Origin of the sequence: Rhizobium sp. 'Codium 1', from assembly GCF_020889605.1 — a bacterium.
Classification (GTDB): Bacteria; Pseudomonadota; Alphaproteobacteria; order Rhizobiales; family Rhizobiaceae; genus Allorhizobium; species Allorhizobium algae.
Window position 1 is genome coordinate 801509 of sequence record NZ_JAJGPW010000001.1, and the last position, 13566, is coordinate 815074.

General features: G+C 62.5%; 16 protein-coding genes. 8 read left to right on the top strand and 8 right to left on the bottom strand.

What is annotated here, in order from left to right:
- Positions 1–66: 66 nt before the first annotated feature.
- The 3 genes from LJE98_RS03825 to guaA all read left to right on the top strand — a co-directional run bounded on the left by LJE98_RS03825 (position 67) and on the right by guaA (position 2790).
- Complete coding sequence (locus tag LJE98_RS03825; RefSeq protein ID WP_229573517.1) at positions 67–516, top strand: PaaI family thioesterase; 450 nt, start codon at positions 67–69, stop codon at positions 514–516.
- Entirely contained in the window at positions 513–1151 is a 639-nt protein-coding gene (locus LJE98_RS03830; RefSeq protein WP_229573518.1) for a 5'-methylthioadenosine/S-adenosylhomocysteine nucleosidase, read from the top strand. The genes LJE98_RS03825 and LJE98_RS03830 overlap by 4 nt, the downstream gene beginning before the upstream one ends.
- Before the next feature lie 76 nt (positions 1152–1227).
- Positions 1228–2790 carry a glutamine-hydrolyzing GMP synthase gene (gene guaA / locus LJE98_RS03835; RefSeq protein WP_229573519.1) on the top strand — a complete coding sequence of 521 codons (1563 nt, stop codon included), beginning with the start codon at positions 1228–1230 and terminating at the stop codon, positions 2788–2790.
- A 71-nt stretch (positions 2791–2861) separates the two neighbouring features.
- Here the strand turns inward: guaA and LJE98_RS03840 are convergent, their stop codons facing one another.
- Entirely contained in the window at positions 2862–3425 is a 564-nt protein-coding gene (locus LJE98_RS03840) for a methylated-DNA--[protein]-cysteine S-methyltransferase (protein ID WP_229573907.1), read from the bottom strand.
- Between the two features lie 175 nt (positions 3426–3600).
- Between LJE98_RS03840 and LJE98_RS03845 the strand changes: the two genes are divergently transcribed.
- The 3 genes from LJE98_RS03845 (at position 3601) to LJE98_RS03855 (ending at position 5751) form a co-directional block, all read left to right on the top strand.
- A complete protein-coding gene (locus LJE98_RS03845) occupies positions 3601–3948 on the top strand; it encodes an ArsC family reductase (RefSeq protein WP_229573520.1) in 348 nt (115 codons plus the stop codon).
- Positions 3949–3952: 4 nt separating this feature from the next.
- Positions 3953–4426, top strand: coding sequence for a Cys-tRNA(Pro) deacylase (ybaK, locus tag LJE98_RS03850; RefSeq protein WP_229573521.1), 474 nt, complete (start codon positions 3953–3955; stop codon positions 4424–4426).
- Between the two features lie 74 nt (positions 4427–4500).
- The gene (locus tag LJE98_RS03855; RefSeq protein WP_229573522.1) at positions 4501–5751 is read left to right on the top strand and encodes an aminopeptidase; all 1251 of its coding nucleotides are present in this window, start codon (positions 4501–4503) and stop codon (positions 5749–5751) included.
- A gap of 80 nt (positions 5752–5831) precedes the next feature.
- Here the strand turns inward: LJE98_RS03855 and LJE98_RS03860 are convergent, their stop codons facing one another.
- From LJE98_RS03860 to LJE98_RS03890, 7 genes are all read right to left on the bottom strand, one after another.
- Entirely contained in the window at positions 5832–6185 is a 354-nt protein-coding gene (locus tag LJE98_RS03860) for a hypothetical protein (RefSeq protein ID WP_229573523.1), read from the bottom strand.
- 202 nt (positions 6186–6387) lie between these two features.
- Positions 6388–6768: a DUF6481 family protein gene (locus LJE98_RS03865; protein WP_229573524.1), complete on the bottom strand. Its 381-nt coding sequence runs from the start codon at positions 6766–6768 to the stop codon at positions 6388–6390.
- Between the two features lie 25 nt (positions 6769–6793).
- Positions 6794–7015, bottom strand: a complete 222-nt coding sequence (locus LJE98_RS03870) for a hypothetical protein (RefSeq protein WP_136556934.1) — start codon at positions 7013–7015, stop codon at positions 6794–6796.
- Positions 7016–7148: 133 nt separating this feature from the next.
- Entirely contained in the window at positions 7149–7358 is a 210-nt protein-coding gene (locus LJE98_RS03875; protein ID WP_006725042.1) for a cold-shock protein, read from the bottom strand.
- Positions 7359–7603: 245 nt separating this feature from the next.
- Complete coding sequence (locus LJE98_RS03880; RefSeq protein ID WP_229573525.1) at positions 7604–8203, bottom strand: NAD(P)H-dependent oxidoreductase; 600 nt, start codon at positions 8201–8203, stop codon at positions 7604–7606.
- Positions 8203–9813 (bottom strand): exodeoxyribonuclease VII large subunit, encoded by a 1611-nt coding sequence (gene xseA, locus LJE98_RS03885; RefSeq protein ID WP_229573526.1) that lies wholly within the window; start codon positions 9811–9813, stop codon positions 8203–8205. Before xseA ends, LJE98_RS03880 begins: the two co-directional genes overlap by 1 nt.
- Positions 9814–9879: 66 nt before the next feature.
- On the bottom strand, positions 9880–11715 hold the full coding sequence (locus LJE98_RS03890) for a hypothetical protein (RefSeq protein WP_229573527.1): 1836 nt from the start codon (positions 11713–11715) through the stop codon (positions 9880–9882).
- Positions 11716–11876: 161 nt separating this feature from the next.
- Between LJE98_RS03890 and LJE98_RS03895 the strand changes: the two genes are divergently transcribed.
- On the top strand, positions 11877–12869 hold the full coding sequence (locus LJE98_RS03895) for a glycosyltransferase (RefSeq protein ID WP_229573528.1): 993 nt from the start codon (positions 11877–11879) through the stop codon (positions 12867–12869).
- A complete protein-coding gene (locus LJE98_RS03900; protein WP_229573529.1) occupies positions 12866–13564 on the top strand; it encodes a class I SAM-dependent methyltransferase in 699 nt (232 codons plus the stop codon). Before LJE98_RS03895 ends, LJE98_RS03900 begins: the two co-directional genes overlap by 4 nt.
- Positions 13565–13566: the final 2 nt, after the last annotated feature.

The window sequence follows — 13566 nt, forward strand, 5'->3', positions numbered from 1 at the left end:
TCGCTGAACCGGCTTGCCTGCCTCACATGCGCATGCCACTTTCGCCGCCGAAAAGGGACATGAGGCATGGTGGACTACGATCAGGACGCAGTCGAAACGCGCATTCGGCAGAGCTTTGCACGTCAGGGGGCGATGGAGACTCTGGGCGCCTCTCTGTCGCGCGTCAGCCCCGGTGTGGTCGAGATTGAACTCGCCTATGACCCCAAACTCACCCAGCAACATGGCTTTCTGCATGCAGGTGTAATCTCTGCGGCCCTCGATACCGCCTGCAGCTATGCGGCCTATACGGTGACCACGCCCGAGATCTCGCTGCTCACCATCGAGTTCAAGGTGAACCTAATGTCGCCGGGGCGCGGCGAGCGCTTTCTGTTTCGCGGCGAAATCACCAAGCCCGGATCCAATATCATCGTCGCCGACGGTCGCGGTTATGCGCTGACCGAGGGGCCGGCCAAGCTGATTGCCTCAATGACCAGCACGATGATGGTGATCCGCGGGCGAGAGGGGATTTCCGGATGACCTATGAGATGAAGCCGATCGCCGGAAAGACAGTGCTGTTCGTCATGGCGGCGGACGCCGAATACGGCGTTTTCCTGCGCACCCGCATCTCGCCGCTGATGACCGGCGTCGGACCGGTGGAGGCCGCCGTGGTGCTGACCAGGGAACTTACCCGCCTCTCCAGCCACGATGATCTGCCGGATCTCGTCGTGTCGCTGGGCTCGGCCGGATCCGCCTCACTCGAACAGGCAGAGATCTACCAGGTTTCCGCCATATCCTATCGCGACATGGATGCCTCGGCCTTCGGCTTCGAGAAGGGCAAGACACCCTTCCTCGATCTCCCGGTTGCCGTCGAGCTGCCGCTCAGGATCCCCGGCATTCCGGCCGCCACGCTGTCCACCGGGGCGAATGTCGTCTCGGGTGCCGCCTACCAGTCGATCGAGGCCCAGATGGTCGACATGGAAACCTTCGCGATCCTGCGCGCCTGCCAGAGTTTCCACATTCCGCTGATCGGGCTGCGCGGCATTTCCGACGGCCGCCACGACGTCAATCACATTGACGACTGGACGCAGTATCTGCATCTCATCGACAAGAAGCTGGCACTCGCCGTCGACGGCTTGCAGACGGCGCTGGAAGACGGCGTCTTCTGGTTCTGAGCAGGCGCACAAAAATTCGCGGTCCTCTGGGCAATCTGCCATTGAAAGATGGCCGCGATTTCTTTAAAGGCTCGCCATGACCCAGACAGCACATCCCGACAGTGTTCTCATCGTCGATTTCGGCAGCCAGGTAACGCAGCTGATCGCCCGCCGCGTTCGTGAATCCGGCGTCTATTGCGAAATCGTCCCCTTCCAGTCCGCCGAAGACGGCTTCCACCGGCTGAAGCCCAAGGCGATCATCCTGTCGGGAAGCCCCGCTTCCACGCTGGACGAAGGAAGCCCCCGCGCACCGCAGGTGCTGTTCGACAGCGGTCTTCCGATCTTCGGCATCTGCTATGGCCAGCAGACCATGTGCGCCCAGCTCGGCGGCAAGGTCGAAGGCGGCCATCACCGCGAATTCGGCCGCGCCTTCCTCGAGGTCGAACAGGATTGCGACCTCTTCGATGGCCTCTGGTCCGTCGGCTCCCGTCATCAAGTCTGGATGAGCCATGGCGACCGCGTCACCGCGATCCCGCCGGGCTTCAAGGTGCTCGCCACCTCGTCCAACGCGCCCTTCGCCTTCATCGCGGACGAATCGCGCAAGTATTACGCCGTGCAGTTCCATCCTGAGGTCGTGCATACGCCCGACGGCGCGAAGCTCATCCAGAACTTCGTGCAGAACATCGCCGGCCTAAAGGGCGACTGGACCATGCATGCCTATCGCCAGAAGGCGGTCGAGCAGATCCGCGCCCAGGTCGGCGACAAGCGCGTCATCTGCGCGCTCTCGGGCGGCGTCGACTCGTCGGTTGCAGCGCTGCTGATCCACGAGGCCGTCGGCGACCAGCTGACCTGCATCCTCGTTGACCACGGCCTGATGCGCAAGAACGAGGCGGCGGATGTCGTTGCCATGTTCAAGGAACACTACAACCTGCACCTCATCCATGTGGATGCGGTCGACAAGTTCGTCGGCGAGCTGGAAGGTGTCAGCGACCCGGAAACCAAGCGCAAGATCATCGGCCGCCTGTTCATCGAGACCTTCGACGAAGAAGCGAAAAAGCTCGGCGGCGCGGACTTCCTCGGCCAGGGCACGCTCTATCCCGACGTGATCGAAAGCGTCTCGTTTACCGGCGGCCCCTCGGTGACGATCAAGAGCCACCACAATGTCGGCGGGTTGCCCGAGCGCATGAAGATGCAGCTTGTCGAGCCCTTGCGCGAACTCTTCAAGGACGAAGTCCGCGTGCTCGGCAAGGAGCTTGGCCTGCCGGATTCGTTCATCGGCCGCCACCCCTTCCCGGGTCCGGGCCTTGCCATCCGCTGCCCGGGCGGCGTGACGCGCGAAAAGCTCGACATCCTGCGCGAAGCCGACGCCATCTACCTCGACGAAATCCGCAAGGCTGGCCTCTACGACGCGATCTGGCAGGCCTTTGCCGTGCTCCTGCCGGTCCAGACCGTCGGCGTGATGGGCGATGGCCGCACCTACGAATTTGTCTGCGCGCTCCGCGCCGTCACCTCGGTCGACGGCATGACCGCCGATTTCTACCACTACGACATGGAATTCCTCGGACGTGCGGCCACCCGCATCATCAACGAGGTCCGCGGCATCAACCGTGTGGTCTACGATGTGACGTCGAAGCCGCCGGGCACCATCGAGTGGGAGTGAGGCGAACGCCTTAGTCGTGATGAACGAATGAAACGGAGGGCCATTGCCCTCCGTTTTTTTGTACCTTGCGCTCAGAAGCCGAAGGACTGTTGCGCGGGTGACGCCTCGACCGAGGGCAGACCTTCCAGCTCCAGCATGCGTTGCTTGGACACTGTGCCGCCCGGTGCGGAGAAGCCCCCGAGCTTTCCGCCAGCGGCGAGCACACGATGGCAGGGGATGATCAGCGGGATCGGGTTTTTCGCCATGGCCTGACCGATGGTCCAGGCGCCGGCCGGCCCGAGATCGAGCTCACCGGCAAGCGCGCCATAGGTCGTGGCGATGCCCCAGCCAAGACGACGGGTGGCGTCGTAGATCCGCCGATAGAGATCCGTCTGGCCCGAGAGGTCGAGAACCAGATCGGAGAAATCGGCTTCATCTCCGACGAAATACGTCCTGACGCGCTCGATCACCTGCCCGATCCAGACCGATGGCTCTGCTTCAATCGCTGAGGGAAGACGCCGCCGCATGGCGCCTCGGGTCTCCTCTGCGGCCTCCCCCGGCAGGCGGAAGCCGGCAATGCCATTCTCGGCCCATGCCATGGCGCAAAAGCCCCTGGCCGTTTCGAAGACTGCATAGTGATGCGTGGTCGACATGATTTGCATTCCGCTGATGACGTGAGGCTGCCGAATGTCCCTGCAGGCGCAATGCCTCAAAATGGCGATCTTCCAGGCAGCGATCAACCCGTTTTCTACGGTCGCCAAATTGCGCTCCGGCTTGCCAGGCGCGCTTGCCTGTTGCTATCCGTCGAGCACGGAACGGGAGACATGCGGCATGACCACCATCTACGGCATCAAGAACTGCGACACGATGAAGAAGGCGCGCACCTGGCTCGAGAGCCAAGGCGTGGCGCATGACTTCCACGACTACAAGGCCAAGGGCATCGACGCGTCGACGCTCGACGGCTGGATCGGCAAGGTCGGCTGGGAAGTGCTGCTCAACAAGGCCGGTACGACCTTCAAGAAGCTCGACGACGACAAGAAGGAAGGTCTCGATGCGCAGAAGGCCAAGACGCTGATGCTGGAGCAGCCGTCGATGATCAAGCGACCTGTGCTCGACGTGGATGGCGCGCTCGTCGTCGGCTTCAAGCCCGAAACCTATCAGCAGACCTTCAAGGGCTGAGCCCATGGCGAAGACCACTCGCGCCACGCAATTTCTCGACAAGGCCGGCGTGACCTACACCACCGCGACCTATGACTACGACCCGAATGCCGAGCGCATCGGTCTGCAGGCGGCAGAGGCGATCGGCGAACATCCATCGCGCGTATTGAAGACGTTGATGGCCGAACTCGACGGCAAGCCGGTCTGCGTCGTGGTGCCCTCCGACAAGGAGGTGTCGATGAAGAAGCTGGCGAGCGCCTTTGGCGGCAAGTCGGCAGCCATGATGAAGCCGGCCAATGCCGAGAAGCTTACCGGCTTTGTCGTCGGCGGCATCAGCCCTTTCGGGCAGAAGAAGCAGGTGCCGACGGCCATCGAGATATCCGCCATGGATGAGGCGCTGGTCTATATGAATGGCGGCCAGCGCGGGCTGCAGGTGCGGCTGTCGCCGAGGGATGCTCTTGCCGCACTGGGCGCAATTGCAGCACCGCTGGTGGCCTGACCTTTGCCGGCGGTCTGGACTTCACCATATTTGCGCTTAAGTCTGACTGACATCTTCACCACAGGAATGCCTCCATGACCCTCCCCGATATCTCCGCCTCCATCGACCCGCAAAAACTCGACAAGCTCGCCGAGGTGGCGATCAAGGTCGGACTGCAGTTGCAAGAGGGCCAGGACCTGGTGCTGACGGCCCCGCTTGTCGCCGTGCCGCTGGTGCGGCTGATCACGGCGCATGCCTATCAGGCGGGCGCCGCGACGGTCACGGCCTTCTATTCGGACGAGGAGACAACGCTCGCGCGTTATCGCCATGGACATGACGAAAGCTTCGACCGCGCGCCGAACTGGCTCTATGACGGTATGGCCAAAGCTTATGAGAACGGTGCGGCGCGCCTTGCAATCGCCGGCGACAATCCGCTGCTGCTGTCGCAGGAAGACCCTGCCAAGGTCGGCCGCGCCAACAAGGCGACCTCGATCGCCTACAAGCCGGCGCTGGAGCATATCTCCAATTTCGACATCAACTGGAACATCTGCTCCTATCCGAACCCGTCCTGGGCGAAGCTCGTCTTCCCGGATCTGCCCATCGAAGAGGCCGTGCGCAAGCTCGCGGACGCGATCTTCGCTGCGTCCCGCGTCGATCGCGACGATCCAATCGCCGCCTGGGCGGCGCATAATGCCGAACTGAGGACGCGGTCGACCTGGCTGAACGGCGAGCGCTTTGCAGCTCTTCACTTTACCGGTCCCGGCACCGACCTGACGGTTGGCCTTGCGGACGGCCATGAATGGCATGGCGGCGCCTCGACGGCGAAAAACGGCGTGACCTGCAACCCGAACATTCCGACGGAGGAAGTCTTCACCACGCCGCATGCGCTGAAGGTGGAGGGCCATGTCTCCTCGACCAAGCCACTCAGCCACCAGGGCACGCTGATCGACGACATCCAGGTGCGGTTCGAAGGCGGACGGATCGTTGAGGCCAAGGCCTCGAAGGGCGAGGCCGTGCTCAACAAGGTGCTCGACACCGACGAAGGCGCGCGGCGGCTGGGCGAAGTGGCGCTGGTGCCGCATTCCTCGCCGATCTCGGCCTCGGGCGTGCTCTTCTACAACACGCTGTTCGACGAGAACGCCTCCTGCCACATCGCGCTTGGACAATGCTATTCGAAGTGCTTCCTCGAAGGCGCCTCGCTCAGCCAGGATCAGATCAAGGCGCAAGGCGGCAATTCCTCGCTGATCCATATCGACTGGATGATTGGCTCGGACAAGGTGGACATCGACGGCATACGCGCCGACGGCTCCAAGGTGCCGGTCATGCGCCGTGGCGAATGGGCCTGACGCCTTCCTTGCATCCCCGACAAACAGAAAACCCCGTCCTGCTGCCAGGGCGGGGTTTTGTTTTCAGCGCTCCGGATCGTTCAGCGATAGTAGACGATCTTGCCGCCGTTGAACGCTGTCTGCACCCAGAGCACATTGTGCGGGGCGATGCCGCGAACTTCGAGGGCGGCCGACAGGCTAGGATCTTCGGCCACCACAGCTTGGGCAAGTGCCAAACTGTTGCCGGTCGGGTAGATGGCCTGCTGCGGGTAGGTATGGCGTTCGAAGCTGCCACGATCGACACGGATCGCGGTGACATTGCCGTTACATTGCTTGCCGAAGAGGATATCGCGGGGTGTCCAGCCGCCGGCTTCGACATAGGTCGCGGCCTGGGCTGAAACGCCGCCGACAGTGGCCGCAGCAAGGGCTGCGGCAAGAACAAGTTTCTTCATCATGGTCATGCTCCGTTTGACCGGATGCTTGGGAGCACATCCGGCTTCTGGCGCAGATGTGGCGACGATGAAGATAGTTGTCCAGTATCATCACATGAGGTTGATCGATTGTGCGCAATCTATTTTCATGTGGTAACGGCCACCGGCTGTTGCGGTGGCCTGTCTTCACGGATGAGGCGCATGGCTCTCATCCGACGGCCGGCGATCAGCTCTGGCGCGCCTTGCGGGCGGCGTAGCGACGGTCGCGTTCGGCCTTGCGGGCGGCTTCGTCTTCGACAACGCGGCTGATGCGCGAAGCTTCGGCCTGTTCGCGGGCGTCCTTCTCGGCGTTGGCCTCGGCAATCAAGGCTTCTTCGCGTTCGCGGGCTTCCTGTTCGGCGCGGATTTTTTCCTCGGCCTTCAGGCGGTCGCGTTCGGCATGGCGCCTTTCGCGTTCTTCAGCGCGGGCAGCGCGCTCGGCCATGCGGGCCTCGCGTTCGGGGTCGGCTGCGGCATGGGCCGCCTTATAGGCCTCAAGCAAAGCTGCCTTGGCGTCGGTTGCTGTCGTGCGGCGTTCGGCCAGGCCATGATCTCTACTGAATTTCATCGGTACTCCGATCTTTGAATTGTGGTCAGGTTCGCGCGCGCTTGGCGACCAGTGCGGCCGTTGCGCTTTCGCGTGCTTCGCGTTCGCGCGTCAGGCGCGCCTCGCGCAGGCGGATGGTCTTTTCATCGCGCGCCGAGGTAATCGCGTCCTGCTCTTCGATCGCGCGACCGCGAGCGAGAAACTGGGACTGTGTCTTCGCAAAGGCGATTTCTGCAGTCTGGCGCGACTTGGTGAGTTGCTCGGTCATGTCGTCTCCTTTCAGGAGGCTTGCCCGCTGGAGCAATAAAAAAAGGCCAGGCAAACCGCCTGACCTTCCGTGGGATCGTGCTTTCGACAGTGCCAGTACATCCGTGGTCAAAGGAAAGCGGATCCCGGATCTATTAGGCGGCCTGCAGGTTGCAAGCCGACATCTTGCCCGACTTGTTGTCGCGCTCCATGTCATAGGCCAGCTTCTGACCTTCGACGATTTCGCGCATGCCGGACCGTTCAACGGCCGAGATGTGAACGAAGGCGTCCGGGCCGCCATTGTCAGGCTGAATGAAGCCGAAGCCCTTGGTGGAATTGAACCATTTTACTGTGCCAGTGGTCATGATGAACCCTTTCATAGCGCATAGAGTGCCGCAGCGCGGATGCGCTGTGGAGGTAACGATTTTTGAAAGGAAGGTTCGACAGGGCGCGGGCTGTTCCGCGCGATAACCAAAGCTTAGCAAGCAACAATCGATACCGGATAGATAGAGGCTATCCTAGTGAAAGTCAACCATCGGTTTTTCGATCCGGGGGCTCCTCAATCAAAGGTGTAAATCTGGATATTGCAACCCACGGCGTCCTTGCCGCCCTAAATGCTGGCAAAGGCAACCCTGACCTTTGCTAGGAAACCCTCGCGTTTTGCCTCCGTCGCGCGATCCATGTCGTGGATCTCGAGCATGCGGAAATCGACGCTCCTGGCGCAGAAAGGCGCCACGCCGCGCTTCAGGATGCGCTTCACCGGATTGCCCATGTAGAGATGGACCACCCACCAGGGGGAGCCGGTCGACGTGACCACCCAGAACGTGCGGATATCGGTCATCAGCGGAACGATCCGACCACCTGCCTTGTCGTGCTCGAAGGCGACGCCCGGCACGAATACGCGGTCAATGAAACCCTTCATGATCGCCGGAAGATTGAACCACCATTGCGGAAAGACGAGGACGAGACCGTCTGCCGCTTTCAGCCGCTGCACGAGGACCGAGACCTCGATCGGCTGATAGTTCGGCTCCATGTAGGCGGCGCGTTCAGCCGCTGTCAGACGTGGGTCGAAATCCTCGGCATAGAGATCGAGCAGGTCGACCGTGTAGCCTTTCGCCTGCAGCGTTTCGACGACTAGCCGGGCGGCGGAGGCGGCGAAGCTTTCCGACAGCGGATGGGCCAGAACGACGAGGAAATGCCGGGCGGCCATCAGAAGAGGCTGCCCTGCCCCGCCGGCGGCTCGCTCTTGCGGACGGGTCTCGACACGGACGCGGCGCGCGCCGGCTGCGGAGCCGATGGTTCCGGCGGCGCCACCCCTTCGCCGGCCATCGCGGCCACCCGGCCATCAGCGAATTCGATCGCGATTGCCTGACCATGCGACAGTCCATCCGCACGCGAGACCGGGCGGTCGTTCTCGTCGCGGATCACGGCATATCCGCGGGCGAGCACATTCTTGTAGGAGAGAGACTGGAGGACGCGATCCTGCGAGACCAGTGCCTGGCGGGCGCGGCGCAGGTCGTTGACGACGGCACTATCGGCCCGACGGCCGAGGCTTTCCAGCCGGTCCCTCGAACGCTCCGTCATCGCCTTCAGGCGCCCCGGAACCGCCGTCAGCGTCGCGTCAAATCGCCCGAGACGCGCCTTGTTGCGCTCGATCAGACGCTCGATGACACGTTCGGCACGCACCGCGCTTTCAGATAGCTTCTGCCTACGCTCGATCAGCCGGCGAACGAGCATGTCGGGCGACAGCTTGGACGCCGCGCGCTCGAAACTGCGGCGCTTGTTCATCGTATTGAGTTCGAGACTTCGCCCGAGGCCGGCAGCGGCCTCATCGAAGCGGCGGCGCGGCAGCGCCAGCAACTGGTCAAGCGAGGGCAATGCCCGCACCAGACTGCGCAGGTTCTGACGGCGAGTTTCCATCTGCCGGTTCATCGAGCCCGAAAGCCGGGCGGAAAGCGTCGCCACCTGAGCCTCCAGATCGGCCTTCACAGGCACGGCCATTTCGGCAGCGCCTGTCGGCGTCGGCGCGCGCATATCGGCGGCATAGTCGATCAGCGTCCAATCGGTCTCGTGGCCGACAGCCGAGATCAGCGGGATTGCGCTGGCCGCCGCCGCCCGTACCACCGCCTCGTCGTTGAAGCTCCAGAGATCTTCGAGGCTGCCGCCGCCGCGCGCCACGATCAGCACGTCGGGCCGCGGGATCGGGCCACCAGGCTCGAAGGCGTTGAAGCCATGGATGGCATTCGCCACCTCGTCGCCGGAGCCCTCACCCTGAACCTTGACCGGCCAGACGAGAACATGGACGGGGAAGCGATCCGAAATCCGGTGCAGGATGTCGCGGATGACGGCCCCGGTCGGTGACGTCACCACGCCGATCACCTTCGGCAGGAAGGGCAAGAGCTGCTTGCGTGCGGGATCAAACAGACCTTCCGCCGTGAAGCGCCGCTTGCGCTCCTCGATCAGGGCCATCAGGGCACCGGCACCGGCCGGCTCCAACTGTTCGATGATGATCTGGTATTTCGAAGAACCGGGGAAGGTCGTCACCTTGCCGGTGGCAATCACTTCCATGCCCTCTTCCGGCCGATATTTCAGCTTTGAGAAGGAGCCCTTCCAGACCACCGCATCGATGCGGGCCTTGTCGTCTTTCAACGAGAAATAGGCATGACCCGAGGAATGCGGCCCACGATAGCCGGAGATTTCACCGCGCACGCGAACATGATCGAATGAGGTTTCGATGGTGCGCTTGATCGAGCCCGAAAGTTCCGAAACGGAGAACTCGGTGAGGTTCGTCGGCGAATCGCTGTCGAAGAAATTGCTCATGCTCCTTTCCTAGCGGAAAACTTCGGGCAGATCAGCCCGCTCGCGCGGGAGATCCCGTGCTTTCCGTCAAGGAAGCTCGACACGGTAGATCTGCAGGCCCGAGGCCCCCCCGATCGGGACGGGTCGCAGATAGCCGGGCACTTTTCCAGCCAGCAGCTGCGCATAAAGTCCGTCCGTCTTCATTGCAGCCATGACCTGGGTCTGGGCAAATGTCGGGCAGAAGACGAGATAGTCGACGCCCGAACCGCGCAGGAAGGCGGCGGCCTCCTCGGGCTCGGCGAGACCGATGTGGATTTCGGTGAGCATGCCACCCTGGTTGCGGTGATAGGGCCCGGACAAGGTTCTATGATGCGTGAAGCGAAGAATTTCAGGGCCGAAGTCGGATGCCGCCGCCACGGTGCCTTTGGGCAGGCCGGCAAGCGCAGCGAAACCTGCCGGGGCTTCGCAGGTCGGGCCGCCTTCGCTCGACGTCGCGGCAGAGCCGCCCGCCATGAATTTCATCTGGTTGGTGACGCCCGCCGTGCCCTCGACGGCCAGCACCCCGAACAGGGCCCAGGCGCTGGGCACCGAGAGAAACGCAGTCAGCGCGAAAAGCAGACCGATGCCCGGTTGATCAGGCGCGTTTCGGGCCTTGCGCCGGAGCTCGGCGATGAGCAGGGCGAGTGGCGGGATGGCCAGCAGATTGGCAAAGATCGCTCCTCGCACCTGGACGAGCGCAATGGCAAAACAGACCCCGACGAGCGCCAGAATGATCGCGTGGGCGCGAGGACGATCGGCATTGACGATTCGGAAGAGGCAGGCGCAGATGGCGAAAAAGCCGACAGCATAGAAAGCGCCAAAGGCCGAGGGGCCCTTTTCGGCCTGGGCCAGTACGGACTGTGCCTCGACCACGCCGGAGAGCCAGAGCGACTGAAGGAGCGGGTCGAGCTCGTCCAGCGGATTTTGCAGGCATTGCGGAGCGATGGTCACCGCACCGATGCCCACGAGCACGCCGGTCACGGCGATCGCCAGGACCCGCAACCGGACGTCCTGCATGCCGGGCAGCTGGGTCGCGATGAAGAGTGCTGCGGAGCCGATGCCGACCACGGCATAAAAGCCGAGCGAGAGACTGTCGCAGGTGACGACGTCATACTGTGCCGGGGGAACGGTCGCGAAGAAAAGTGCGGAAAGGCTGATCAGCAAGGTCAGCGAAAAGGCGCGCGCCGCTCGTGCGTAGGCCGGACCTTCCACCGCCCAGAGAATGCCGACTGTAGCGCAGGCCACGGCTATCAGAGGGGTCGTTTCGGCGCCGATTGCTATTGCCATGGCGGCCGCCAGGCCGGCCAGGGCGTGACCGGACGCACCGCGGGACGGGTCGAGCAGGCCGGCGGCGATCGTTGCGACCAGAACCAGCTGGACATTGTGATGGTCAATAGAGCCGGGCAGGAACCGGTTGCTGGTGACCACGAAGACGGAGGTCAGCATCAGCGCGATGTGCATGGCGACGTCATCGCCCATGCGACGCGCGGCAACAGCCATGGCCGCCAGCAGCGGCAGGGTCAAGAGAAGGGGCCAGACAAGCAGCGCCAGGGCTTCCGCCTGTTCCAGAGGCAGGATAGGCGAGAAGAGGCTGATCAGGAGCGCGATCGGCAGATCGATCAGGCGCGACCAGTGCATCAGCGTGCCGCCATCAAGCCCAAGCCTGTATTGCGTCAGGTCGAACCAGGATTGGCCGGCGAGCAGATCCCGCACCTGGACGAGTCGCATGACGTCATCATTATCGGCGCCAACATAATCGCTTGCCGCCGGCAGGTTGAGCAGCATCAGCATGGCCGTGGTGACGAGGCCGTAGACAAGAACCCAGATGACGAGCGGACGCGGGCGGGAGATCTTTGACGCCTCCGGCAGGGTAATGTCGGCCATGCTTCGTCAAACCTCCAGGCCCGTCGGGCGCGCGAACCGAACCGACAGGCCAAAATTCAAAGACTGATCCTGGCCGAAACCTAGCCTTAACCTTCTCAAGAAATAGTAAAGCCAAGGTGGCCGCAGGCTGCCTGTCCTCCAGACGATCCAGCAGGTCCGCCATGAGCCGTCAGGCCAGTTCCCATCTCGATATCGCCGTACTGCTGCCCTGCTACAACGAGGCCGCGACTATCGGCGAGGTCGTCAGCGATTTTCGCGCGGCCCTGCCCGAGGCAAAGATCTATGTCTATGACAACAATTCGACCGACGGCACGGCGCTGAAGGCCATGCTTGCCGGTGCGACCGTCGTGCGTGAACGCCGCCAGGGCAAGGGCCATGTCGTGCGGCGCATGTTCTGCGATATCGATGCCGACATCTACATCATGGCCGATGGCGACGGGACCTATGGCCCTGCCGATGCAGAGGAACTGATCCGCACGCTCATTACCGAGCGCGCCGATATGGTGGTCGGCACCCGACGCGGCGTACATGACGATGCCGGACGCCAGGGTCATGCCTTCGGCAACCGGCTGTTCAACCAGCTCTACCGTCTGCTGTTCGGTAACGACTTCACCGACATTCTCTCAGGCTACCGCGCGTTCTCGCGCCGCTATGTGAAGAGCTTTCCGGCGATTTCTGGCGGCTTTGAAATCGAAACCGAAATGTCCGTCCACGCTTCGCGGCTGCGTCTGCCGGTCATCGAACTCGAACTCGACTACGGGCGTCGTCCGGCCGGCTCAGAGTCAAAACTCTCGACATTTCGAGACGGCTTCAAAATTCTTCGCATGTTCGCACTTCTCATGAAGGAGACGCGGCCCTTCGCATTCTTTGCACTGATCGCTGTCGCTTTTCTGGCTCTCGGCATTCTTTTTGCCGCGCCTGTTGTCGTGGAGTATTTCCAGACCGGCCTCGTACCCCGGATGCCCACATGGGTCCTGTCGCTATGCCTCGTTGGCCTGAGCTTTGTGTCCTTTGCCGGCGGGGTCATCCTGGATTCGGTTGCACAGGGGCGCAACGAACTTCTTCGACTACACTACCTTTCCCTGCCCTCCATCCATTCGCGGCACCGGTCTGAAGCGGCCGAAGGGGTTGCACAGGAAAGAGATGCCGCATGAGGCGCGAGACCACCAACCGGATCCGCTTCGTCATTGAAGACATCTTCCCGCCGATCCTGCGTGATTCCAGGCTGTTCCTCTGGCTGGCCCAGCTTGTATGGGGCAAGCACATTTCAGATCTGGCCGAGTTTCGCGCTCGGGCGCCCTTTCTGACGGAAGAGGCCTATGCCGATCTTTATCGCAAGCACCCACGGGTCCATGCCGGCACGGACAATTCGGAAGCCTGCATCGAGCGGATCGTAGAAGGGGTCGAGGGCGACAGCGTGTGCGACATCGGCTGTGGCACGGGCGCGCTTCTCACGCGCATCCGTGCGCGCAACCCGCATCTATCCCGGGTCACCGGAGTCGACTTCGTCATTGATGACGCTGCCGCCTTGCCGGGCGTCGAATATGTGGCGGCGAAGATCGAGGCTCTTCCGTTTGCGGACGCAGAGTTCGATACGGTCATCTGCACGCATGTCATTGAACATGTACTGGAATACCAGCGCGCAATCGCCGAGCTCCGGCGCATCGCCCGCAAGCGCGTGATCATCGTGGTGCCGCGGGAACGCGAGGCCCGCTACAGCTTCAACCCACACTTCAATTTTTTCCCCTACACGCACTCTTTCCTTCGCGCCATGCACCCTGTCCCGCCGCAATACACCTGCGTCGATATCGGTCGTGACATCTTCTACATGGAAAATCGCGAGGACTGAGC